This is a genomic window from Myxococcus qinghaiensis, from assembly GCF_024198215.1.
GTDB lineage: Bacteria > Myxococcota > Myxococcia > Myxococcales > Myxococcaceae > Myxococcus > Myxococcus qinghaiensis.
In genome coordinates, this window is sequence record NZ_JAKCFA010000016.1 from 233074 (window position 1) to 257151 (window position 24078).

Below are 24078 nucleotides of genomic sequence, written 5' to 3' on the forward strand. Positions count from 1 at the left end.
GTTGCATCCCACGCGCGGACGGCGGTTTGCTGGGCGACGGCGTGCCTCAGAGCTCCGTGCAGTTGAGCGCAATCTTCCGGTGCTCCAGCGCCTGCCGGATGCCGCTGTAGACGACCCCGTTCGACGCGAGCCCGACATGCTCGACGAGGTTGTCCTTGCAGAAGTCCTGCACCGTCACGTTGCACTGCAGCGCCTCACCCGAGGGGCTCGTCCGGTCGCAGTTGTCCATCTTCCCGTTCGAGTTCGCCTTGGTGAACACGTCGTGCAAGGTGTTGATGTTGGTGTAGTAGATGGGGTCGTTCGGCGGGCGCGTGTTGATCTCCGCGATGAACGCCGAGCCCGCCTTCATCTGCTTGCAGGGCAGCGGGTCCGCCGCGGTGCCGGTGCAGTTGAACAGCAGGCGCGCCACCAGGGCGAGCAGCGGGTCGTCGTCGGTGCCCTTGTGGGGCGTGCCCAGGCTGATGATGCTCTCCACCGACGCATTGCCGGAGTCGCGCACGTACGCCCGCGCCACCGCGCCACCCTGGCTGTGGCCAATCAGGTGGACCTTGCTCGCGCCCGTCTGGAGCAGCACGTCCGCCACCTTGAACTTGAGCTGGCGCGCGCTCTCGTACAGGTCAATCAGGCCGCCGCTGGGCAGCTCGAAGAAGAAGCGCTGGTAGCCATCCCGGTCCAACCGGCTCTCCAGCGTCCAGTACAGGATTTCGCTCGCCAGCGTGCCGCCGACGATGAGCACCGGATTCTTTCGCGCCGTCGGGGTGGGCGTGGGAGTCGGCGTCGGCGCGGGGAGCGGCGTGGTGGCGGGGACGGTGGTGATGCCGCAGCTCAGCACGCTGGCCTGCGCGCTGCCCGGGTTGCTGATGAGCGGCGGGTCCGCGCCCCAGCAGGACCAGGCGCCATCCGCCTGGGGACCGTGCTGCACCATGAACTGCGCGTGCGCGGAGCCATTGCCGGCATAGGAGAGGTCGCACCCACCGCTGAGGACCTTGCCGGTGGCGGCGGCGAGGGCTCGGGGATAGGCCACGCCCGAGGTCTTCACGCCCTGGCTCACCGCGCAGCGCAGCGCGGGCTTCGGGGTGAGCAGGGCGGCCTGTGCGGGGTCCACCGCGAGCTGACACGCGACGAGTGACGCGGTGACGGTGGCGTCCTGCGGGTGGTTCGGCGGGTCCGCGGCCTGGCAGCGCCAGCCCTTGCCGTTCGCCGTGGGCTTGGAGACGACGATGTTCTCCGCGTGGATGGAGCCGTTCAGCGCGTGGGAGGAATCACAGCCGCCGGAGACGACGACATAGCCCTCGGTGGCGAGCTGCGGCGTGAGGGACACCTCGGCGAGCGGGTTGCGCGAGGGGCCCGTCTTCGAGCTGAGCGTCTTGCATTGCAAGCGCAGGCTGCTGACGTTCGGCGCGCTGGCCTTGCAGAAGGTGACGGAGGCCTTGGCCCACGCGGGGTTGATGACGAGCGCGGGGTCGGCGCCCTTGCACCGCCAGCCGAAGTCCCCGTCGGGCGCGTTCTGCACCATGACCGCGGCGTGCGCGGAGTCGTAGCCGAAGCGCGACACCTCGCACCCGCCGCCCACGCGCACGTAGCCCTGCTGCTGCTTCGCGAGCGGCACGGAGGCCACGGCCTTCGGATTGGCACCCAGGCCCGTGCCAGGGGCGCGCTCCTGGAGCGTCTGACAATCGAAGGTCACCTGCGCCGAGGCCGTGGTGCCCACGAGCAGCATGGCGAGCAGGCCAAGCCGTGTCATGCGGCGCACGGGCACGGGTGGGCTACTGCGAAGCGTCATCAAGCGGGGCTGCGTCATGGAGTCACTCTCCCTGCGGCAGCGAGCCAAGGCCACGCCGCGCGCGCGGCGGTGGTCTGCAAGCGCTGGACCCGCGATTGGAATGAACGTGTCCAAGAGCAGGGCGGAGCGATGTTCCTCACGCCAACAATCGAAGACAGTCAAAACGGACGCGTCAGGGGCACGACCGCCAGGCCGCGTGACACGTCAGCCCGGAATGAACATCCATGATTCGGAACAGAGGACTCCCGGTCTGCCTGGACCCAGCCCGCACCGAACCGCGCTCCGCGCAGGAGCGGGCCCCACCTTCGAGCCCGCTCCCGTGGCGAAACCTCAGCTGCCCAGCTCGACGTTCTCGAGCACTCCGAGCGCGTCCGGAATCAGGAGCGCCGCTGAGAAGTAGGTGCTGACGAGATAGGACGAGATGGCCTTCTCGCTGATGTCCATGCGACGCACGGACACGCCCGGCTCGACTTCGTCCTGGAGCCCCGTGCGGTGCAGCCCGATGACGCCCTGGTCCGACTCACCGGTGCGCATCACGATGATGGAGCTGGTGCGCTGCTCGGTGATGGGAATCTTGTCGCACGGCAGCATGGGAACCCCGCGCCACGCCATGGCCTTGGTGCCCTGCACGTCCACCACCGTCGGGTACAGCCCGCGACGGGTGCACTCCCGACCGAACGCGGCGATGGTGCGCGGGTGGGCCAGGAAGAAGCGCGACTTGCGGCGCCGGCTCAAGAGCTCATCCATGTCGTCCGGCGTCGGAGGGCCGGAGCGGGTGTGGATGCGCTGCTTCAGGTCCGCGTTGTGGAGCAGGCCGAAGTCACGGTTGTTGATGAGCTCGTGCTCCTGCCGCTCCTTCAGCGCCTCAATCGTCAGGCGGAGCTGCTGCTCCGTCTGGTTCATCGGCCCGTTGTACAGGTCCGCGACGCGGGTGTGCACGCGGAGCACCGTCTGCGCCACGCTCAGCTCGTACTCGCGCGGGGCCAGCTCGTAGTCCACATAGCCGCCGTGAATCGACGGCTCGCCGGAGTGGCCCGCGGCCATCGGAATCGCCGCCTGCCCCATCTTGTCCTGGGGCTTCTTCAGGCGCTCCTTGTACCGCTCCACGTGCGCCTGCAGCGCGGGCGACTGGAGGATGAGGGTCTCGAACACCTGCTGCGGCAGCGCCAGCACCGTGCAGGCCGTGGTCGCCTTGACGGTGAAGCCCCAGTGGTCGTTCGACTCCACCACCGCCTGGTCACCGAAGTGGTCGCCGTCCGCGAGCACTTCCAGCGTCAGCTCGTCCCCGTACTTGCCCTTGCCCAGCTTCTTCGCCTTGCCGTGGGCCAGGAGGAACACGTGCTCGGCGGGAGTGCCCGCCTCGACGATGGACTCCCCGGCCTTGTACTCCTTCTGGACGAAGCGGCTCGCCAGGGCCTGGAACACCGCGTTGTCACCCTCGAAGCCGCGCAGCAGCGGCAGCTTGTGCAGCTCCTGGGCGGGCACCTCCACCCGGGCGCCCACGTTGCCGAAGTTGAGCCGGTCGTCTCCCACCGCGTAGCTCAGGCGACGGTTGACGCGGTACGTGCCGCCCGTCACCTCCACCCACGGCAGCATGCGCAACAGCCACCGGGGGGTGATGCCCTGCATCTGCGGAACAGTCTTCGTCGTCGTCGCGAGCTGACGAGCACCCGCCGTGCTCAAGCTCGTCAGCTGCGAGTCCATGCCACCACCGCCTGGATTGATTGGATTCGTCATGGCGTGGGCCTTCCGTTACTCCGAGCGGCCAATCTCGACGCTCTCCAGGATGCCGAGCGCGTCCGGGATGAGGACGGCGGCGGAGAAGTACGCGCTGACCAGGTAGTTGATGATGGCCTTCTCGTTGATGCCCATGAAGCGCACGGAGAGGCTGGGCTCGATTTCGTCGGGGATGCCGGCCTGGTGCAGACCGACGACGCCCTGGTTCTTCTCACCCGCGCGCATCAGCAGGATGGAGCTGGTGCGGGAGTCGGAGACGGGAATCTTGTTGCACGGGAAGATGGGGATGCCGCGCCACGCGGGCACCATGTTGCCGTTGAGCTCCACGCTCGTGGGGTAGATGCCCCGGCGGTTGCACTCCTGTCCGAACGCGGCGATGGCGCGCGGGTGCGCCAGGAAGAAGGACGGGTCCTTCCACACGGTGGAGAGCAGCTCGTCCATGTCGTCCGGCGTCGGAGGGCCGGAGCGGGTGTGGATGCGCTGCTTCAGGTCGGCGTTGTGGAGCAGGCCGAAGTCGCGGTTGTTGATGAGCTCGTGCTCCTTGCGCTCCTTCAGGGCCTCCACCGTCAGGCGCAGCTGCTGCTCCGTCTGGTTCATCGGCTCGTTGAAGAGGTCCGCGACGCGGCTGTGAATCTGGAGCACCGTCTGCGCGACGCTCAGCTCGTACTCGCGCGGGGACGTCTCGTAGTCCACGTACGTGCCCGGCAGCACCGGCTCGCCCGTGTGGCCCGCGGCCAGCTCGATGGCGGCCTGGCCCGACGTGTCCTGCTTCTTCTTCGAGCGCGCCTTGAACTGCTCGATGTGCTTCTGGAGCGAGGGCGACAGGGCGAGCACCGCCTCGAACGCCGACTGCTGGAGCATCAGCACGGTGCAGGGCGTGACGGCCTTCGCGGTGAAGGTCCAGTAGTCCTGCGACTCCAGCAGCGCCTGGAAGCTGTAGTGGTCGCCGTCGGCGAGCACGCCCAGCACCGTCTCGTCGCCGTACTTGCCGGCGCCAATCTGGTTCACCTTGCCGTGGGCGATGAGGCAGATGGAGTCCGCCTCCTGGCCCTTCGCGGTGATGACCTCGCCCGCCTTGAACTCCTTCTGCTCGAAGCGGTTGGCCAGGGCCTGGAGCACCTCCACGTCGTCGAACCCGCGCAGCAGGGGCAGCTCACACAGCTCCTGGGGGATGACCTGGACCTTGGCGCCGGCGGTGGTGAACGTCACGCGGCCATCGCCCACCGCGTACGTCATGCGGCGGTTGACGCGGTACACGCCACCGGACACCTGCACCCACGGCAGCAGCTTGAGCAACCACCGGGAGGAGATGCCCTGCATCTGCGGAACGGACTTGGTCGTCGTCGCGAGCTGCCGCGCCGCCGCCGTCCCGAGGCTCAACAGCTGGTTCTCCGCTTCGTTACCGGGCTTGATTGGGTTCGCCATGAGGACACCTTGTCTTTCAGAGGTGGGAAGAGGTTGGGGTTGGGAACGAATCAGGATTGGCGCAGGGCGCTGAACATCGAGGCGATTCGCGCCGCGGAGGTGCCCAGCCCCGTGGGGCCGTGCACGTGAGGCATGGGCTTGCGGCTGCCCTGCAGCTCGAACTCCTTGTACCGGTCCACCGTCTGGTGCCAGATGAGCACGCCGGCCATCCAGTTCTGGAGCTTCACGACGTACAGGTTGAGCTTCTCCTGGGCCCGCGCATCCAGGTTGAAGTTGCGGATGAGCGACGGCAGCTCGGTGGCGACGGTGTGCTGGAACTGCTCCATCCGCGCGGTCATCAAGTCGTTGACGACCTCCACCGCCTGCGTGGGGGACAGGTCCAGGAAGCGCTGGACGACGAGGACGCCGTTGTTCAGCTCGCCCTCGTACTCAATCTCCTTCTGATAGGAGAAGACGTCGTTGGTGAGGCAGGCGTAGTCGGCCGCCGAGTTCTCCAGCGAGCGGATGGGCCGGGTGTGGAAGATCTCCGCCGGAATCGCGTCGCCATGGGCCAGCCGCGACAGGCTCATGGTGAGGTCCGAGCCGAACGTCTTGCGGCGCATCTCCACGTAGTCGACCGGGTCCGGGACGCGGTTCTGTATCTGATTGGCCAGCTCCCACAGCCAGCTCTCCGTCATGTCCTGGATGGCCTTGCGGAACAGGTTGCGCGCGCTCGGCGTCAGGTTGGCCGCGGTGCGCGCCCACAGGTCGGCCAGGCCCCGCTCCACCGGGTTCGTCGCGACGGCGGTGCTGGTGGACGGGTCATCCGGCATGAACGCCGTCAGCCGGGCGTTGAAGAGCTTCGCCCCGGCCATGTCCTTGGTGTAGCCGTAGAACGCCGGGAAGTAGTCGTCCGCGTAGGTGCCCCAGACGAGCCAGCCCGCCGTCAGGTTCAGCTCCGCGGCGGTGGCGTCCGGGTGGATCAGCGCGCCGCACAGCGCCACGTCCGCGACGTCGAACTTGTGGTCGTCCCAGATGTACACGCCGGGCAGGCCGGGCAGTGCGTCCAGCATGCCCATGCGCCGCGCCCACGCCTTGGAGTCCTTGCGCGCGCCGTCCAGGTGGGGACTGCGCCCCGTGGTGTACGGCATGTAGAACTTCGGCGGCACCAGGTGGCCCACCGGCTGGTAGGGCACGTGGGCGAAGCTCTTGAAGCGCTTGAGACCCAGGGCGCCGGGCGTCGTGGGGAGGCGCACCACGGAGGCGCCCAGGCCCGGGATGTTCAGCTCGGTGCCGGGGCCGCCCGAGGCGGGCTTCGTGTAGCGGCTGGAGCGCAGGTGCCACTCGTGGCCGCCGGACTGCCAGTCCTGGAGCCCCCGGAGGTAGACGAGCACGTTGGCCTGCTCCACCGGGCTGAGGCCGTGCTCCGCGAAGAGCGAGGGCAGCTCCGTCACCGCCGTGTTCTCGAACTGCTGGAGCCGCGAGGTCAGCACGTCGTTGACCAGGTGGGCCGCCGCCTGCGGGGTGATGTCCAGGAAGCGCTCCATGACGAGCACTCCGTTGGACAGCTCGCCCTCCTCCAGGATTTCCCGCTCGTAGGAGAACAAGTCATTGCGCAGGTGGACCGCGTCCGCGAACGAGTGCTTCAGCACCAGCATCGCCCGGCTCGCGGCGATGCGGTCCGGCACCTCGGCGAAGACGGCGTGCTCCACCAGGTCCGCGGACCAGGGCGCCCCGCCGACCTTGCGGCGCATCTCGATGTACTCAATCGGGTTGGAGACCCGCTGCTCGCTGATGTTGTCCAGCTCCCACGTGGACTCGTCCAGGAGCGCCTTGGTGCTCTCGAAGAAGCGCTTGCGCCACTCCACCGACTTGGAGGGCACCGTGCGCATCCACAGGTCCGCCAGGCCCGCTTCCACGGGGTTGGTGGGCTTGGGCATGGGCGTGGACAGGTCCACCGGCATGAACTGTGGCAGCCGGTCCAGGTATGCCTTGGAGCCCTCGCGGTCCTGCGGACGCTTGTAGATTTCGAGGAAGTGGTCGTCGAAGTAGAAGACCCAGACGTACCAGTCGGTGATGAGGTCCAGCTCCGGGCTCGGCGCCTCCGGATGGGTGTACGCGCACAGGAGCGCGTAATCCATTGCGTCGAACTTCCGCTCGCTCCAGATTTCCGGGGCGCTGCCGTCCTTGGGAGCGCCGATGATGCCCAGCTCGCGCGCCCAGGCCTTCGAGTGCACCCGGGCTGCTTCGAGGTTTGGATTCAGACGCGCCGGCCAGGGGACATAGAACTCTGGCAATACAAAAGGATGTTTGTCTCGCGCCTTGGCCATGGGTGCCCCTCGTTGTGACGGGCGCCTTGTAGAGTGTTCAAAATGATGAATCTACGAATTACGTGTTCAACAGATAAAATCGAAGGAACGCTGTTCTTCCTGAGTCTCCAGACAGGGTAATCCTGCACCCGGTGGGGTGATATTGATTGGCTCGTTTTCTCAGGAAGGGAGAGTAATCGTGAAGACAGTCATTGATGTTCATGGAAAAGTTGCTTGTGATTGCGCCCGGGCTGGCTTGGCTCGCGTCAAGGGACCGGGCTAGCGTCCAGGCCATGCTCCTCGTCACCCAGGGCCGCGAGCCGCGCCGTCAGTTGCTCCTCAAGCCCTCACCCGGGTCGAAGCAGGTGGTCTCCGCCGTGCACGCCTCGACCGTGACGGTGGAGACGGGGGGCACCCCGCGCCGCGCGCCGCCCACGCCCTCCACGCGGATGACCTTCATCATCCACGTCCAGTCCGTCTCGCCGGAGGGGGACACGCGCTATGACTTCACGCTCGACGCGGTGGACCTGCTCGTCCAGCCCGGCACGTCCGAGCAGCACGTAGACGAGGTGCGCAAGAGCCTCGCGTTCCTGCCGGGCCTCACCGGCGCGGGGGTGTCCGGGCGGCGGGGCAACTCCCTCGACTTGAAGCTGCCCGCCCACCTTGACGCGCAGCGACGCAGGGAGCTCCAGGATTTGGCCAAGGCGCTCCAGTTCGTGGGCAACCCCTTTCCGCAGGAAGCCATTGGCCTGGGCGCGCGGTGGGACCAGCCATTGTATGGCAGCGGTCCCGTGGGGACGCAGGGCACCGCCAGCTTCGAGTTGTTCTCCCTGGACGCCAGTCGGGCGGGGACGCGCTTCCTCATCCAGCAGACGTCGAAGAACCAGCCGGTGCCCGCCGAATACCAGACGCGCCCGGACGGCTCCGAGCGGATGATGATCCGCTCGCAGACGAAGGGCGAGACGGCGTTCCGGTTGGACAGGCTCTGGCCCGCCAGCAGTGAGATGGAGATGCGCGTCCAGGCGGACCTGTCCGCGGAGAAGGAGGAGCCGCCGCGTCGACTGAAAATCATCACCGACGTGAAGGTGCGCCTGGAGGAGAAGGACGCCTGAGCGGGACCTGGGACGTCTTGCTTTGACGGCCCGCCCTGCGGCCTCACACAACTCAAGCAGCGCCATCTCGGATAATCTCTATCGTAGGACGAGTGAAGCCGCACTGCGGGCTGGACTCGTGTAGGTCCATGTCCGCCGTGGCGGACTTTCGCGGAGTCGGGGGCATGCGAGTCAACGAGGGCGGTTCCACTCGGGCCACGGGTACAGGGGATTCAGGCGCCTCGAGCGCGGCGGCAGCGGCTGAGCGTGCGGCTCGCGCCGCGCAGCTGGCGGCGGAAGCGGCGGCCCGCGCGGCGGCGGAAGCGGCCCGGGCTCAAGCAGCACAGGCGGCCCAGGCCCAGGCCCGCGCGGAAGCAGCAGCCAGGCAAGCGCAAGAGGCCCTGAAGTTGGCGCAGGCGGCGCTCGCGGAGGCGAAGAAGAAGAACGCGCCCAAGGCGGAGCTGACGCGCGCGGAGCAGGCCGTGAAGCAGGCCACGACGTTCGCCCAGCAGGCCGCGACGTCCGCGCGCAATGCGGGCAACCGGGCCACCCACGCCAGCTCCTTCGTTCCGGCCAATACCCCCCAGGTGCCCGCGCAGCGGCAGACGCCCGCGGGCCCTCCGGGCGTCACGCCGGGCTACACCCGGGAGCAGGCAGCCAAGGACGCCACGGAGCTGTACCGCGCGACGAAGGGGGGCCTCACCGGCTGGGGCACGGACGAGGCCGCCATCTTCAAGACGTTGGACAAGCGCACGCCAGGGGACATCGCGCTCATCCGCCAGTCCTTCCGGGAGCACTACAAGGAGGACCTGGACTCCGTCCTGCGCAAGGAACTGGGCGGTGACGAGCTCACTCGCGTCAACAACATCCTGTCCGGCAACAAGGGCAATGCGAGCGCGGCGGCCATCCAGGAGCAGACGGGCTTCTTCGGGGACAAGGACGCCATCGTCAACACGCTGCGCGACGCCTCCCCCACGGAGCGTCAGGCGATTGCCCGCTCCTTCCAGCAGATGTACGGCAAGGACCATCCGAACCTCCGGGCCGCCACGCCCGAGGAGTTCATGAAGCAGGCGCTGGGCCCCCGCCTGGACGCCGCCCAGCGCACGCAGCTCAACAGCCTGCTGGACACCACCCGCGCCTCGACGCCGGAGCAGGTGACGCAGCTGGAGGCGGGCGCGGCGCGCTCCAAGGTGCATGACGCGCTCCAGGGCTTCTTCGGCGCGGACAGCGACAAGGTCTTCGACACGCTGAAGAACCTGCCTCCGGAGCAGAAGAAGGTCCTCCTCGCGGACGCGGCGCTCCAGTCGGAGCTGCGCGGCAAGTTGTCGAAGGAGGACTACGCGCGCGCCCGGGGATTGATGGAGGACAACCCGGCCGCCGCGAGCGCCGCGCAAATCAACAGCGCGACGCAGGGCTGGTTCGGCGCGGACGAGAGCGCCATCCTCGACGTGCTGAAGAGCACGAAGCCGGAGGACATGCCCGCCCTCAAGGCGGAGTTCCAGAAGCAGACGGGCCGCTCGCTGGAGTCCGAGGTCAAGGGCTGGGGCGGCGCGGACACGCAGGTGGGCCTGCGCTACCTCAACCCGCCCGCGGCCAACGACACGCTGGGCCAGGCCCAGGCGGCGGCCGAGCAGCTCCACCGCGCCATGGACGGCGCGGGCACGGACGAAGCGGCGCTGCGCGAGGTGCTGGGCGACAAGTCCAAGACGCAAATCAATGACATCACCGCCGCGTACCGCGACCTCTACAAGCGGGACTTGCGCTCGGACCTGACGTCGGAGCTGGGCGGGCGCGACAAGTTCGAGATTGTCGACCAGATGTATGACCTGGGGGCCATCGACCCCAAGGCGCCGGACGCGGCGAAGCAGCAGGTGGACCGCCTGCGGGCGCAGCAGCAGTTCGAGCAGAGCGGCGGCCTGGGCATCATCGACACCCTCCAGAACGTCACCAAGGGCGAGTCGGACTCGGAGCGCCTGGAGCGCAACCTGACGGCGGCGGAGACGGCCATCTCCACGGGTGACACGGCGGCGGCGCAGCGGCGCACCACGTACGCCACGGACGACGTCAAGGACCTGCAGGAGACGAAGGACAGCACCGCGGACATGGCGGCCACGGCGGCCGTCGCGGTGGTGACGACGGCGGCGGTGGTGGCCACGGGAGGCGCGGCGACGCCGCTGGCCATCGCGGGCTACGCGGCGCTGGGCGCGACGACGCGCGTGGCCACGCAGGCGTACTTCAAGGGCGACTCGCTGGGCATGGACGGTGTCGCGCAGCAGGCGGTGGTGGGCGCGGTGGAGGGCGGCACCGTCGTCATCCCCCTGCCCAAGGGCCTGGGCGGCGCGGGCGCCACGGCGGCCACGGAGACTGTCGAGCAGGTCGCGAAGCAGACCGTGGGACAGCGGCTGCGCAGCACGGCCATCCAGGGCGCCTGGGAAGGCGGCGTCGGTGGCGCGCTGGGCGGCGCGACGGACCAGTCCCTCCAGAGCGAGACGTGGAAGAACGGCCTGCTCCCGGGCCTCCAGCAGGTGGGCCAGCGCGCGGTGGTGGACGGCACGGTGGGAACCGTGTTCGGCGCGGGCGGCGGCGTGGCCATGGACGGGGTGATGCAGGGCGCCTCCCGCCTGACGACTCCGCGCGAGGTGCCGGTGCTGACGAACCCGGCGCTGGACGGCGGCACCGTGCACGTGCGCTACGGCGAGGGGCGGGTGCGAATCGAGGCGGGCCCCAACGCCACGCCCGCGCAAATCCAGGCGCACATGGAGACGGCCCGCACGCTCCAGAAGTACGAGGGGCCGCTCGGGCAGGTCCGTCAGCTCAAGGACCGCGTGAATCAGGCGCTCACCGGGCAGCCGGGCTACGGCACCCAGGGCTTCGAGTCCCAGCTCGAGGTGAAGAAGCTCAACGCCATCATCAAGGACCTGGAGGCCGTGCAGCAGCGCATCGACACGCGGCTGCAGAAGCTCAACGGCAGCGGCCAGGCACCGACGGCGGCGCAGCGCGAGGTGATGGAGCGCGAAATCGCGGACCTGCGCTCGCAGCTGGACACCCACGCGGCGCAGGTGGGCTCGCTGGCCCCGGCGCGGGGCTACGTCGCGGCGGAGCAGCTCAGCAAGGGGAAGACGGAGGCGCTCAATCGCGGCTATCCCACGACGGAGGCCGAGGGGCTGCCGAAGGACCACTTCTGGGTGGAGAACGAGAACGGCCAGCTCTACCTCCAGCGCAACTCCGTGGAGAGCGGGCCCCGGAAGCTGTACGAGCCGTCCGGCAGGGAGGCCGAAGGCGTCTTCGGGGATTTCACCGACGCGCCCCTCGGCTACATCGAGCCCAAGTTCCCCGCCGGCGTCACGCGCGAGGAGGCGTTCGACGCGCTGGGCGGCAACAACCCGAAGTCGCCGTTCGGCGCGTGGGTGAAGTCGCTGGAGGCCGAGGGCCTCATCAAGGACAAGCAGGAGCTCGTCGGCATGCTGCGCGAGTCGCCCGGAGGGCTGTCGTTCGGCACCGTGCGCCACGAGCTGAAGGACCAGTACTCCGACCAGCTCCTCTCGCGGATGACGGACCCGGCCCGGCTGCGCGCCACGCCCGCCTACGCGGAGGCGCTCAAGGTCACCCAGAATCCCGAGCAGGCGCTGGTCGCCGCCAGCCACACGGAGATGCTGCGCATCACCCGGGAGCTGGGGCCCGCGGACAAGGGCGCGCTCGCCCAGCGCTGGTATCAGTCCACCTTCGAGAGCACGCGCAAGGGCGTCACGGAGGTCAGCGTCAGCAAGCAGGCGGCGGCCGACCTGGGCATCACCTTCACGGGTGACCGTCGCATCGACGTGCTGGAGCCGGGCACGGTGCGCGAGCTGAAGAACGTCTCCACCAGGTTCGGTGAGCGCGAGCACGACCAGTTGATGGATTTGGTGAAGCTCTACGGCAAGACGCTCGACGGGACGGACACGCCGATTGAACAGGTCGTGGAGACCTTCGTGGACCCGCGCGGCGTGGTCGCCAACTCCAAGTTCCTGCACGACATGTTCGACGGCTCCGGTGGCCAGTACCTCAAGGTGGAGGTCTTCAAGGCCGACGGGACGACGCTGGTGATTGACGCCAACAACCGGGGTATCCTCAACCAGAGTCAGGCGGAGCTCGAGAAGACCCTCGGCATCACGAAGTAGCGGGGGCCAGGAGGTCTCAGGGTGTTGGAGACGGAGATGAAGGTGGGGCTGTCGGGTCCTGACCTGCCAGTCCTGGTGCGGGCGATGGTCAGCCGACTCCTTCCGAAGACGTCCCCGAGCGCGCTCTCGGTGGACTTCACGGACCAGGCGCCCGGCGCGGACTGGCTGGAGACGCGCATGCTGAAGGCCCGGCGGCGCGCGAAGGCCGTCTGGGCGGGCGACTCCTGGAACTTCCTCCTCGTCGAGTCTCCCGTGGCGCTCATCGCGGGGCCTCATGCGAGGGACGCGCGGCAGGTGCTCGCGGAGCTGGCGCCGCTGCCCTTCTTCCTGGCGTCGTTCGCCAGCCTGTATTCGGACTGGAAGGTCGACGGCAAGGCGTACGCCGCGCCCATCCTGGATGACCTGCACTACCCGCACGGCTGGGGCTGCGCGTTTCGCGGGCAGGGCCACGCGCGGCTGGTGTCGCGTCGGTGGCTGGAGTTCGGGCCGTGGCGCCTGTTGAAGGGACCGGACGACGTCTCCCTGGTCCAGTTCCATGACCTGGAGGCGGACCCGGCCACCGCGCTCGAGCAGGCGAAGCCTGGCCACGCTCGCATGGGCGCCAACGCGGAGGGTGGCGTCATCCGCTCGGGGTACGCGCGCAAGCACAGGCTCGACGGCTTCTACGAGCCGAAGGACCAGCTGCTGCGCATGGTCATCCACGGCCGCGACGTGTCCGCCAGCGAGATGCTGGATGCGTGCTCGCTGCGCCTGGATGGCGCGGTGGGCCCCGGGCAGCCGCTGACGCGCGTGGCGTATGTCTTCATGGAGCCGGAGCGGGCGCGCGCGCATCTGCACGAGCTGTGGCTGCGCGAGCTGGAGTGCTGGACCCTTGAAATGGGCAAGGAGGTCCGGCTGGACAAGGACTACCGCCCGACGCCGGTGAAGCCCGACTGGGTGAAGGCCGTGGAGGCCCGGGAAGCGGGCGTGTCGAAGCGCTGAGCCCGGCGCTTCCGCATTCCGGGCTTGCGTGGCTGCCTCGGGCTGGGAAACATGACTCGCATGACCCAGCCCGCAGTGCCTCCCGCCGTGTCGGATGTGTATGGGGTTCATGGCACGGACGGTTTCGTCATCTCCGACGACGCTGCCCGCATCGACCTGGACGTGGTGCATGGCTACCTGACGCGCTCGTACTGGAGCCCGGGCATCTCTCGCGCGCTGGTGGAGAAGGCCCTGCGTCACTCGCTCGTCTTCGGTGTGTATGCCGCGGACGGCGCACAGGTGGGCTACGCGCGCGTCGTCACGGACCGGATGTCGTTCGCCTATCTCTGTGACGTGTTCATCCTGGAGACGCAGCAGGGCAAGGGCCTGGGCAAGTGGCTGATGGAGGCCGTCTTCGCCCATCCGGACCTCCAGGGGCTGCGGCGCTTCCTGCTGGCCACGCGGGATGCCCATGGACTGTATGCCCAGTATGGCTTCACGCCCCTGAAGAGCCCGGACCGGTTCATGGAGCGGCATGACCCGGACGTGTACAGCCGGACGTAGTGGAGCGCGGTTGGCCCACGGTTCGCATTCGTCTCGGAGGACTCCGTAGACTGGAGTCTTCGCGGGAGGTGTGGAGTGGAGCGCGTTCAGGCCGTTGCGGCGCGGCACGAGGACGAGGCGGCGCCGGCGTGCGTCGTCTGCGAGGCCGCGTTGGAGGGGGCTCGCTGCGGCCATTGCGGCGCGGCCATGGCGCCGGGTGGGTATCGCGTCCTGCGGCTCATCTCGCAGTCTCCGCATGGTCGCGTGTACCTGGCGGTGGATGGGCAGGGGACGCGTGTCGCTCTCAAGGAATTGCTGTTCGCGTTGGTTCCTGGGGTGGAGCAGCTCGACGCCTTCGAGCGTGAGGCCGCCGTGCTGCGGTCGCTGGAGCACCCGGACATCCCGCGCTTCGTCGCGAGCTTCAAGGAGGGCAGCGGGGTGGGGACGCGCCTCTATCTCGCGCAGGAGCTGCTCGAAGGGGAGACGCTGCTCGAGCGAATCTCACGCAGCCGGCTGGACGAGGCGGAGGCGTGGACGCTGGCGGAGCAGGTGCTCCAGACGCTCTCGGCGCTGCACCGGCGTACGCCCGCGCTGGTGCACCGGGACGTGAAGCCGGCGAACCTCATCCTCAAGCCGGATGGCCGTGTGGCGCTGGTGGACTTCGGCGCGGCTCGCCACCTGGCGCGCGATGTGACGCACGGGTCCACGCTGGTGGGGACGTTCGGGTACATGCCGCCCGAGCAGCTCGGCGGCACGGTGGAGCCCTCCAGCGACCTCTATGCGCTGGGCGCGACGCTGGTCCATGCGCTGAGTGGACGCGAGCCCGCGGACCTCGTCGACGAGGGACTGGTGCTGTCGTTCGAGCAGCACCTCCAGGTCTCCGAGCCGCTGCGCGTGTTCCTGGGCAGGCTGCTCGCGCCGAAGCGCTCGGGGCGGTTCGCATCGGCGGTGGAGGCGCTCTCCGCTCTGCGGGCTTCGGTCGAGGCACTGGCCGCCGGGCGCTCCTCGCGGGTCGCTTCGGCTGCTCCGGACGAAGGCGCGAAGGCGTCGGGTGAAGGTCGGGGCGGGGCGCTTCCACGTGTAGAGGCCGTTACGGAAACAGCAGCGACAGGCGTCGGTGCGGAAGCAGGTGCCCTGCGTGATGCGCGGGGCAGGCCTCTCGAAGAGGCGGCCGTTGATGGCGCTTCCGTGCCCGTCGCTGGTGAGGCCGCCGAGGTCGCGCAAGTGCCGCCGTCGTCCGCCACCGAGGCCATGCACGAGGATACGAAGGCCCCGCGTCTGTCGGCGCGCCGGAGGAAGTTGCGCTGGGCGCTCGCCGCGCTGTCCGCGACGGGCATGCTCCTGGGCGTGCTGCGATTCGTGATGGCCCAGGGCGGCAGCGCGGTGATGGTCACCGACTCTCCCGACTGGGGTCGCCCTACCCAGGCCGCACCGCCTGCCCAGCCCGCGATGCCTCCAGGTACGGGCACCCACCGGAACTTCCGCACGCCCTGGTCTGGTGAATCCGGCTCGCGCTGAATCGGGCAGCCTCCGCGGGGCCCCAGACGCGACGCCTAGACGCCTTGCGAGCCCGTGCGGCCAGAGGCCCTCCCTCCTGAGTCATTTTCGTCTCGGGTGAGCGGCCAGCCAGCCGCGCGTGGGCGCTGACGCGTGGCTCCCCGCGCACGGGACGCGCGGTCATCGATACACAGTCCCCCGGTTTCAGTTCCACCCGGTCGTCGTGCTTACATCGCGACGCGGTGGCCCCGTGCTTGCTCTCTCGTCGGGCTGGCTCCCGCCGCCGCACGACACCCCATGTCCTCAAACGAATCCGAACCCACCCCGCCGAGACCTCGGCTCGCTCGCCGCATCGCTCGCCACCTCTTCGGTGAGCTTCGCTGGACGCCTCCCTCCTGGGCCGTCGCGCTGGGCCACGCCCTCGCCCGCTTCGCGCGCGCCTTGTTCGGGTGGGCTCGCCGCAATCCCAAGCGAATCGCCCTGTCGGTGGTCGCCCTGTGTCTGCTCGTCGTCGGGGCGGATGCCACCTGGCGCTGGTATCAGAGCCGGCCGCAGCCGGTGCGCTACTCGCTCAGCGCCACGTCTCCCTCGCTGACGCCGCTCGACGACGGCACGCCTCGGTGGGATTCGGTGCACGTGCGGTTCACCGGCTCGGTGGCCCCGCTGGACGCCATTGGCAAGCCGGTGACGGCGGGCATCACCCTCAAGCCCGAGCACCCTGGCACGTGGCGCTGGTCCAATGACCGGACGCTCTCCTTCGTCCCCGGTGCGGACTGGGGCGTGGGGCAGGAGTACCGCGTCACGCTGGACCGCTCGCTCTTCCCCGAGCACATCCTGCTGGAGTCCTACGAGACGACGTTCCAGTCGCAGCCCTTCACCGCGTCCATCAACAACCTGGAGTTCTACGAGGACCCGCGCAATCCGAAGGAGAAGCGCGTCGTGGCCACGCTGGGCTTCTCGCACCCGGTGGACCCGGCCTCGCTCGTGCGCAACCTCTCGCTGCGCTTCGATGTGCCCAAGGACGGCCTGCTGGGCTCGCGCTCGCCAGAGCACAAGTTCAACGTCACCTACGACAAGCTGAAGGGACAGGCCTACATCCAGTCGGACCTCATCCCCATCCCCGACAAGGAGGCCGCCATGGTGTTTCGGATGGCGCCCGACGTCCAGGCCGCGCGGGGAGGCAGGGGGACCGAAGGGATACAGGAGCGGCGGGTCACCATCCCCGGCATGTTCAGCTACTTCCGCGTGTCGGGCACAAACGTGTCGCTGGTGCGCAATGACCGCTACGAGCCCGAGCAGGTGCTCATCGTCAACTTGACGACGGGCGTCACCGAGGCGGAGCTGCGAAAGAACCTCCAGGTCTGGGTGCTGCCCAAGGACAAGCCCGCCACCCGGGAGGAGGCCGCAAGCCCCAATCATTCCTGGGGCGATGCGCGAGTCATCGGCGACGAGCTGCTCGCGAAGGCGGAGAAGCTGGCGCTGGACCCGGTGCCCACCGACAAGGAGCACGCCACGCTGCACAGCTTCCGCATCCGCGCGGACGTGGGTCGCTACCTCTACATCCGGCTCAAGAAGGGCACCCTCTCCGCCGGTGGCTATGTGCTGGCCGCGGAGTTCAACAGCACCGAGTCCGTGCCCCGCTTCCCCGAGGAGGTGAGCATCCTCCACGAGGGCGCCCTGCTGAGCCTCGCGGGCGAGAAGAAGGTCACCGTCCTCTCACGTGACGTCCAGGCGCTGCGCTTCGAACTCGGTCGTGTGCTGCCGGACCAGCTCAACCACCTGGTGAGCCAGACGGAGGGCCGCTTCGCGCACCCCAGCTTCAGCAACTACCGCTTCAACCAGGAGAACGTCACGGAGAGCTTCTCCGTGGTGCGCCCGCTGGAGGGCGTGGGCCGGGGCAAGGCGCAGTACGCCGCCTTCGACTTGACGGAGTACCTCACCCCCGCGAACAGCCCGTCCGCGCGTCGCGGCCTGTTCTTCTTCAAGGTGCAGAGCTGGGACCCGACGTACAAGCGGACGACAGGCAAGGAGGACTCGCGGCTCCTCCTGGTGACGGACCTGGGGCTGGTGGTGAAGGACAGCGCGGACGGCTCGCATGACGTCTTCGTGCAGTCGCTGGGCGAGGGCATCCCCGCGGAAGGCGTCACGGTGAGCGTGCTCGGCAAGAACGGCCTGCCGGTGCTCAGCGCCACCACGGACGCGGACGGCCACGTGGCCTTCCCCAAGCTGACCGACTTCACGCGCGAGCAGACGCCCATCGCGTACCTGGCGCGCAAGGGCGAGGACTTCGCCTTCCTGCCCTTCAATCGCTCGGACCGGCAGCTCAACTTCAGCCGCTTCGACGTGGGCGGCGTGACGAGCGGCTCCACGCCGGAGCGTCTGACGGCCTTCCTCTTCTCGGACCGGGGCCTCTACCGCCCTGGTGACACCTTCCACGTCGCCATGGTGGTGAAGCCGTCCGACTGGAGCCAGCCGCCCACGGGCGTGCCGCTGGAGGCGACCGTCACGGACCCGCGCGGCCTGGAGGTGCACAAGCAGAAGCTCTCCCTCTCCGCCACCGGCCTGGAGGCGCTCCAGTACATGACGGAGGAGACGTCCCCCACGGGTCACTACGCGGTGAACCTGTACGTGGTGAAGGACGGGCTGCGAGGCAGCCTGCTCGGCTCCACGCAGGTGCGCGTGGAGGAGTTCCTGCCGGACCGGATGCGCATCACCACGCGCTTCGACACCGACCGGCTCGAAGGCTGGGTGCCGCCCGAGGGCCTCAAGGGGAAGGTGAGTTTGAAGAACCTCTTTGGCATCGCCGCGGCGGACCGGCGCGTGTCCGCGGAGCTGTCCTTCAGCCCGGTGTACCCCAGCTTCCGTCAGCACCCCGGCTACACCTTCCACGACCCGATGATGGCGACGCGCACGTTCAGCGAGCGCCTGGAGGACTCCACCACCGACGAAGAGGGTGAGGTGGAGCTGGAGCTGGGGCTGGAGAAGTTCGAGAAGGCGACGTGGCGCGTGTCGCTGCTCGCGGAGGGTTACGAGGCGGAGGGTGGACGGGGCGTGTCCTCGGAGGCTTCCATCCTGGTGTCGCCCCTGCCGTACCTCGTCGGCTTCAAGCCGGATGGTGGGTTGACCTACCTGAGCCAGGGCTCGGCGCGCTCGGTGGACTTCATCGCCGTGGACCCGACGCTGAAGAAGAAGGCCGTGCAGGGGCTCAAGGCGGAGCTCGTCGAGCGACGCTGGGTGTCCGTCCTCACGCAGCAGCCCAATGGCACGTACGCCTACCAGTCCGCGCGCCGCGACACCGTGGTGCGCACGCGGGAGCTGGCCATCAGCGAGGCGGGCTTCAAGTACGCGCTGTCCACGGAGCAGCCCGGCGACTTCGTGGTGGTGGTGAAGGACGCGGAGGGCACGGAGCTCAGCCGCGTGGACTACACCGTGGCGGGCCACGCCAACCTCACGCGCACGCTGGAGAAGAACGCGGAGCTGGAGGTGAAGCTCGCCCGCCAGGACTACGCGCCTGGCGACGAAATCGAGCTGAACATCAAGGCACCCTACACCGGCGCGGGCCTCATCACCCTGGAGCGCGAGCGCGTCCACGCGTGGGCCTGGTTCAAGGCGGACGCCACCAGCACGGTGCAGAAGATTCGCCTGCCACCGGGCCTGGAGGGCAACGGGTACGTCAACGTGACGTTCGTGCGCGCCATGGACTCGCAGGAGATCTTCATGAGCCCGCTGAGCTACGGCGTGGTGCCGTTCTCCGTGAGCAAGGACAGCCGCGTCCTGCAGGTGACGCTGACGAGCCCGGAGAAGGCGCGTCCCGGAGAGCCGTACCGCATCCGCTACAGGGGCAACAAGCCGGGCCGCGCCGTCGTGTACGCGGTGGACGAGGGCATCCTCCAGGTGGCGAGCTACTCGACGCCGGACCCGCTGTCGCACTTCTTCAAGAAGCGCGCGCTGGAGGTGCGCACGGGGCAGATTCTGGACCTGCTGCTGCCGGAGTTCTCCGTGTCGAAGGCCGTGTCCTCCATGGGCGGCGACGACGAGGGCATGGCCGCCATCGGCAAGAACCTCAACCCCTTCAAGCGCAAGCGGGACAAGCCGGTGGCGTACTGGTCCGGCATCGTCGACATCGACGAGACGGAGCGCGAGCTCGTCTATCCCGTGCCGGACAGCTTCAACGGGGAGCTGCGGGTGATGGCGGTCGCCGTGGGCGAGGAGTCCGTGGGCGCCTCGACTCGCCGCGCGGTCATCCGAGGGCCCTTCGTCATCACCCCGAGCGTGCCCACCTTCGTGGCTCCCGGAGACGAGTTCAACGTGGGCGTGGCGGTGGCCAACAGCGTGGAGGGTGCGGGCAAGGGGAGCGACGTGACGCTGGAGCTGAAGACCTCCGAGCACCTGGAAGTGCTGGACGAGGCCCGGCGCACGCTGAAAATCGACGAGGGCCGCGAGGGGAGCACCACCTTCCGGGTGCGCGCGAAGTCCGTCCTCGGCTCTGGGACGCTGGCCTTCACCGCGTCGCTGGGCAAGGAGAAGGCGCGTCAGTCCGTGGACCTGAGCGTCCGTCCCGCCGTGCCCTTCCTGACGTCCGTGAAGGGCGGCTACGTGAAGGATGGCGAGGTGGACCTCGCGGTGTCCCGGAAGATGCACGGCGCCTTCCGCACGCTGGAGGTGAGCGCGTCGCCGATGCCGCTGGGCCTGGCGCGCGGCCTGTCCGCGTACCTGGAGAAGTACCCCTATGGCTGCACCGAGCAGCTCGTCAGCCGGGCCTTCCCGGCCGTGACGCTCAAGGGCCGCCGTGAGCTGCTGGGGCAGGGGCCGCAGGTTGCCGACGCCAGCTTCGCCGCGGTCATCCACACGCTGCGCACCCGGCAGAACGACGAGGGCGCCTTCGGCCTTTGGGCGGCCAACTCGTATGCGCCCGTGCTGCCGAGCATCTACGCGCTGCACTTCCTCACCGAGGCGAAGGAGCGCGGCTTCGCGGTGCCGACGGACATGCTGAACCGGGGCCTCACCTGGCTGGCCATTCTGGCGTCGCGCGAGCCGCGGGACCTCACGCAGGCGCGCAACGTGGCCTATGCGCAGTACGTGCTCACCCGCAACGGCCAGGTGCCGGGCTCGGCGGTGACCGTCCTTCGCGAGTGGCTGGACGAGAACGTCGCGGAGGAGTGGCCGGTGGACCTGACGGCGGCGTACGTCGGCGCGACGTACAAGCTGCTCAAGCAGGACAAGGAGGCCACGCGCGCGATGAAGAAGGTGCGCATCGGCGAAGAGCAGGTGGCCGACTACGCGGCGCTCTACGACGGGCTCGTCTACGACGCGCAGGTGCTCTACCTGCTCTCGCGTCACTTCCCCGAGCGGCTCTCCAGCATCACCGGGGAGATGCTGGTGGCGCTGGCGAAGCCGCTCGCCGAGGAGCGCTTCAACACGCTGTCCTCCGCTTACGCCATCCTCGGCCTGGAGGCCTACGCGAACGCGCTGGGCGAGCAGGGCACGCCGTCTCGCGCGGGCGTGGCGTTGCTGGAGAAGGTGGCGGACAGCATGCGTCCGCTGACGGTGCCGGAGGGCCTCTTCCCCAAGGTCGCCTTCTCCGAGCAGGCCACCGCCGTCCGGGTGAAGAGAGGGGCAAACGCGCCGCTGTTCTTCCAGGTGACGCAGGCGGGCTACGACACGCAGGTGCCCACCGTGCCCATCATCGAGCGACTGGAGGTGCAGCGCGAGCTGAGGAGCCTGGACGGCAAGGTGGTGACGGACGTCCCGCTGGGCGGCGAGGTGGAGGTGCACCTCAAGCTTCGCGGGCTGCAGGGCAACACGTCCCACGTCGCCATCACCGACCTGCTGCCGGGCGGCTTCGAGGTGGTGCTGGAGCGTCCCGCGCCTCCCGAGCCGGAGCCGGAGCCGGAGTCCGAGCCGGAGAGCGACTCCGAGTACAGCGAGGGCGACAGCTCCTCCGAAGGGGACGAGTCCTACGAGGGCGGGGCCGACGACGAGCCGCCGGACAACTCCTACCGGGAGCCGGAGCCCGCGCCCGTGGCCGGTGGGTGGCTGCCTCCAGTGGGCAGCGACCGCTCCAGCTTCAGCCCCGAGTACGTGGACGTGCGCGAGGACCGGGTGGTGCTCTACGGCACGGCGGGCACCACCGTCACGGAGTTCATCTACCGCATCAAGGCGACCAACTCGGGCCGCTTCGTGATGCCTCCGGCCTTCGCCGAGGGCATGTATGACCGGAGCGTCCGCGCTCGCTCGGTGGCGTCGCAGGTGACGGTGACGGCGCCGTGATTCGACGGGGGTGGCGCAAGGTGCTGGTGGTGCTGTTGGGGCTCGCGGCGCTGTACGTCGCGGTGCCCCGGCCGCCACTGCGCGAGGGGCTGGGCTTCTCGCAGGCGGTGTTCGACCACGAGGGTCGGCTGTTGCGCCTCACCCTGTCCCCGGACGAGAAGTACCGGCTGTGGGTGCCGTTGGAGCGCATCCCCGCCACCCTGGTGGAGGCGACGCTGCTCCACGAGGACCAGCACTTCCGCGCGCACCCGGGCATCAACCCCGTGGCCCTGGGGCGCGCGGTGTGGAGTACGTACCTGACGGGCGGGCGGCGCATGGGCGGCTCCACGCTCACCATGCAGCTGGCGCGCATCCGCTACGGCATCGAGTCGCGCACGCCCGGCGGCAAGCTCCGGCAGATGCTGCGGGCGCTGCAACTGGAGTGCACCTACTCGAAGGACGAGCTCCTGGAGGCGTATCTCAACCTCGCGCCCTACGGCCGCAACGTGGAGGGCGTGGGCGCGGCCAGCCTCGTCTACTTCGGCCGGGACGTGGCGCGGCTGACGCTGGGCGAGTCGCTCACCCTGGCTGTCATTCCGCAGAGCCCGGCGCGCAGGGACCCGGGCCGGGACGCGGGGGCGCTGACCGCGGCGCGGCTGCGCCTCTTCGAGCGCTGGCGGGTGCAACACCCCGAGGACGCGGAGCGCCGGCCGCTCCTGGCCCAGCCGCTCCCGGTGCACCAGCCGGAGGACCTGCCCTTCCTCGCGCCGCACTTCGTGGGCAGCGTGCTGCGGCGGGCTCCCGTGGGCGCGAGCCTGACGAGCACGCTGGACTTGCCGCTGCAACGGCTGCTGGAGCGCCACGTCCGGCAGTACGTGGAGCGGCGCCGGGACGTGGGCATTCGCAACGCGGTGGCGATGCTGGTGGACTGGCGGACGATGGAGGTGCGCGCGGCGGTGGGCTCGGCGGACTTCTTCGATGCGCGCATCGACGGACAGGTGGACGGCACACACGCGAAGCGCTCGCCGGGCTCCGCGCTCAAGCCGTTCATCTATGGGCTGGGCTTCGACGAGGGCCTGCTGCACCCGCGCACCATGTTGAAGGACTCGCCGCTGGGCTTCCGGGGGTATGACCCGGAGAACTTCGACGGGGAGTTCGCGGGCCCGCTCCCGGCGGTGGAGGCGCTGGTGCGCAGCCGCAACGTGCCGGCGGTGGCGCTGACGAAGCAGCTGCGCGCACCCGGCCTGCATGGCTTCCTGCGCAAGGCGGGCGTGACGGACCTTCGCGACGAGGCTCACTATGGCCTCTCGCTGGCGCTGGGCTCCGCAGAAGTCACCATGTCGGAGCTGGTGGAGCTGTACGCGATGCTGGGCCACGGGGGACATCTGCGCCCGCTGCGCTGGACGGTGGATGCCCCCGTGGAGGAGGGCGTGAAGCTGTTGAGCCCGGAGGCCAGCTTCCTGGTGCTGGAGTCGCTGGCCACGGCGAGCCGTCCCTCGCAGTCCTTTCGCTCCGAGTGGACGCGCGACACGGTGACGGTGGCGTGGAAGACGGGGACGTCCACCGGCTTCCGGGACGCGTGGAGCGTGGGCGTGGTGGGCCCCTATGTCGTGGCGGTGTGGGTGGGGAACTTCGATGGCCAGCCCAACCCGGCGTTCGTGGGGCAGACGGCCGCCGCGCCGCTGATGTTCGAGCTGGTGGACTCGGTGCGCTCGCGCGACCCGGACGTGCGTCGCGTGCGCCAGACGGCGCCCCCGGGCGTCAGCCGCGTGCGCGTGTGCGCGCTGTCCGGTGGGCTGCCGGGGCCGCACTGCTCGCGCAAGGTGGACACGTGGTTCATTCCGGGCACCTCGCCCATCCACACGTGCGATGTGCACCGCGAGGTGTGGGTGGACACTCGCACGGGCCTGCGGGCGTGTGGGCCGGGGCCCTCCAGCCGCGCGGAGGTGTTCGAGTTCTGGCCGTCGGACCTGCTGCGCCTGTTCCAGAAGGCGGGGCTGCCACGGCGGGTGCCGCCTCCGGAGGGGGAGGACTGCGGCCTGGAGCACAGCGCCAGCACGGGCACCGCGCCGCGTATCACCACGCCAGAGGAAGGCGTGGACTACAACCTGCGGGCCTCGTCGGAGTCCTCGCGCGCGGTGCCGCTGTCGGCGGTGACGGATGCGGACGTGCGGCGGGTGTTCTGGTTCGTGGACGAGCAGCTCGTGGGCACGGCCTCGCGGGGGGAGCCGCTCCAGTGGGACGCGAAACCAGGGACGTACGTGGTACGGGCGGTGGATGACCGGGGCCGCTCGGATGCCAGGACGCTGCGGGTTCGCCTCGTGCGCTGACCCAACGGGCACGGGCCG

At 69.3% G+C, this 24078-nt stretch carries 11 protein-coding genes; 7 read left to right on the forward strand and 4 right to left on the reverse strand.

Going from position 1 to position 24078, the window contains the following annotated elements; translation table 11 throughout:
* Nucleotides 1-46: 46 nt before the first annotated feature.
* From LZ199_RS28300 to LZ199_RS28315, 4 genes are all read right to left on the reverse strand, one after another.
* Nucleotides 47-1801: an alpha/beta fold hydrolase gene (locus tag LZ199_RS28300; protein WP_253996887.1), complete on the reverse strand. Its 1755-nt coding sequence runs from the start codon at nucleotides 1799-1801 to the stop codon at nucleotides 47-49.
* A gap of 312 nt (nucleotides 1802-2113) precedes the next feature.
* On the reverse strand, nucleotides 2114-3520 hold the full coding sequence (locus tag LZ199_RS28305; RefSeq protein ID WP_253996888.1) for a family 2B encapsulin nanocompartment shell protein: 1407 nt from the start codon (nucleotides 3518-3520) through the stop codon (nucleotides 2114-2116).
* A gap of 15 nt (nucleotides 3521-3535) precedes the next feature.
* Nucleotides 3536-4945, reverse strand: a complete 1410-nt coding sequence (locus LZ199_RS28310) for a family 2B encapsulin nanocompartment shell protein (RefSeq protein WP_253996889.1) — start codon at nucleotides 4943-4945, stop codon at nucleotides 3536-3538.
* Between the two features lie 50 nt (nucleotides 4946-4995).
* Complete coding sequence (locus tag LZ199_RS28315) at nucleotides 4996-7254, reverse strand: family 2 encapsulin nanocompartment cargo protein terpene cyclase (protein WP_253996890.1); 2259 nt, start codon at nucleotides 7252-7254, stop codon at nucleotides 4996-4998.
* A 272-nt stretch (nucleotides 7255-7526) separates the two neighbouring features.
* Here LZ199_RS28315 and LZ199_RS28320 point away from each other — a divergent pair, with 272 nt between their 5' ends.
* The 7 genes from LZ199_RS28320 (at nucleotide 7527) to pbpC (ending at nucleotide 24060) form a co-directional block, all read left to right on the forward strand.
* Nucleotides 7527-8345, forward strand: coding sequence for a hypothetical protein (locus LZ199_RS28320; RefSeq protein ID WP_253996891.1), 819 nt, complete (start codon nucleotides 7527-7529; stop codon nucleotides 8343-8345).
* Nucleotides 8346-8509: 164 nt separating this feature from the next.
* Nucleotides 8510-12481, forward strand: a complete 3972-nt coding sequence (locus LZ199_RS28325; protein ID WP_253996892.1) for an annexin — start codon at nucleotides 8510-8512, stop codon at nucleotides 12479-12481.
* 21 nt (nucleotides 12482-12502) lie between these two features.
* A complete protein-coding gene (locus LZ199_RS28330) occupies nucleotides 12503-13462 on the forward strand; it encodes a hypothetical protein (RefSeq protein WP_253996893.1) in 960 nt (319 codons plus the stop codon).
* A 60-nt stretch (nucleotides 13463-13522) separates the two neighbouring features.
* On the forward strand, nucleotides 13523-14005 hold the full coding sequence (locus LZ199_RS28335) for a GNAT family N-acetyltransferase (protein WP_253996894.1): 483 nt from the start codon (nucleotides 13523-13525) through the stop codon (nucleotides 14003-14005).
* A gap of 75 nt (nucleotides 14006-14080) precedes the next feature.
* Nucleotides 14081-15502: a serine/threonine protein kinase gene (locus LZ199_RS28340; RefSeq protein ID WP_253996895.1), complete on the forward strand. Its 1422-nt coding sequence runs from the start codon at nucleotides 14081-14083 to the stop codon at nucleotides 15500-15502.
* Between the two features lie 276 nt (nucleotides 15503-15778).
* Nucleotides 15779-21751 carry an alpha-2-macroglobulin family protein gene (locus LZ199_RS28345; RefSeq protein WP_253996896.1) on the forward strand — a complete coding sequence of 1991 codons (5973 nt, stop codon included), beginning with the start codon at nucleotides 15779-15781 and terminating at the stop codon, nucleotides 21749-21751.
* Entirely contained in the window at nucleotides 21748-24060 is a 2313-nt protein-coding gene (pbpC, locus tag LZ199_RS28350) for a penicillin-binding protein 1C (protein ID WP_253996897.1), read from the forward strand. Before LZ199_RS28345 ends, pbpC begins: the two co-directional genes overlap by 4 nt.
* Nucleotides 24061-24078 lie beyond the last annotated feature (18 nt).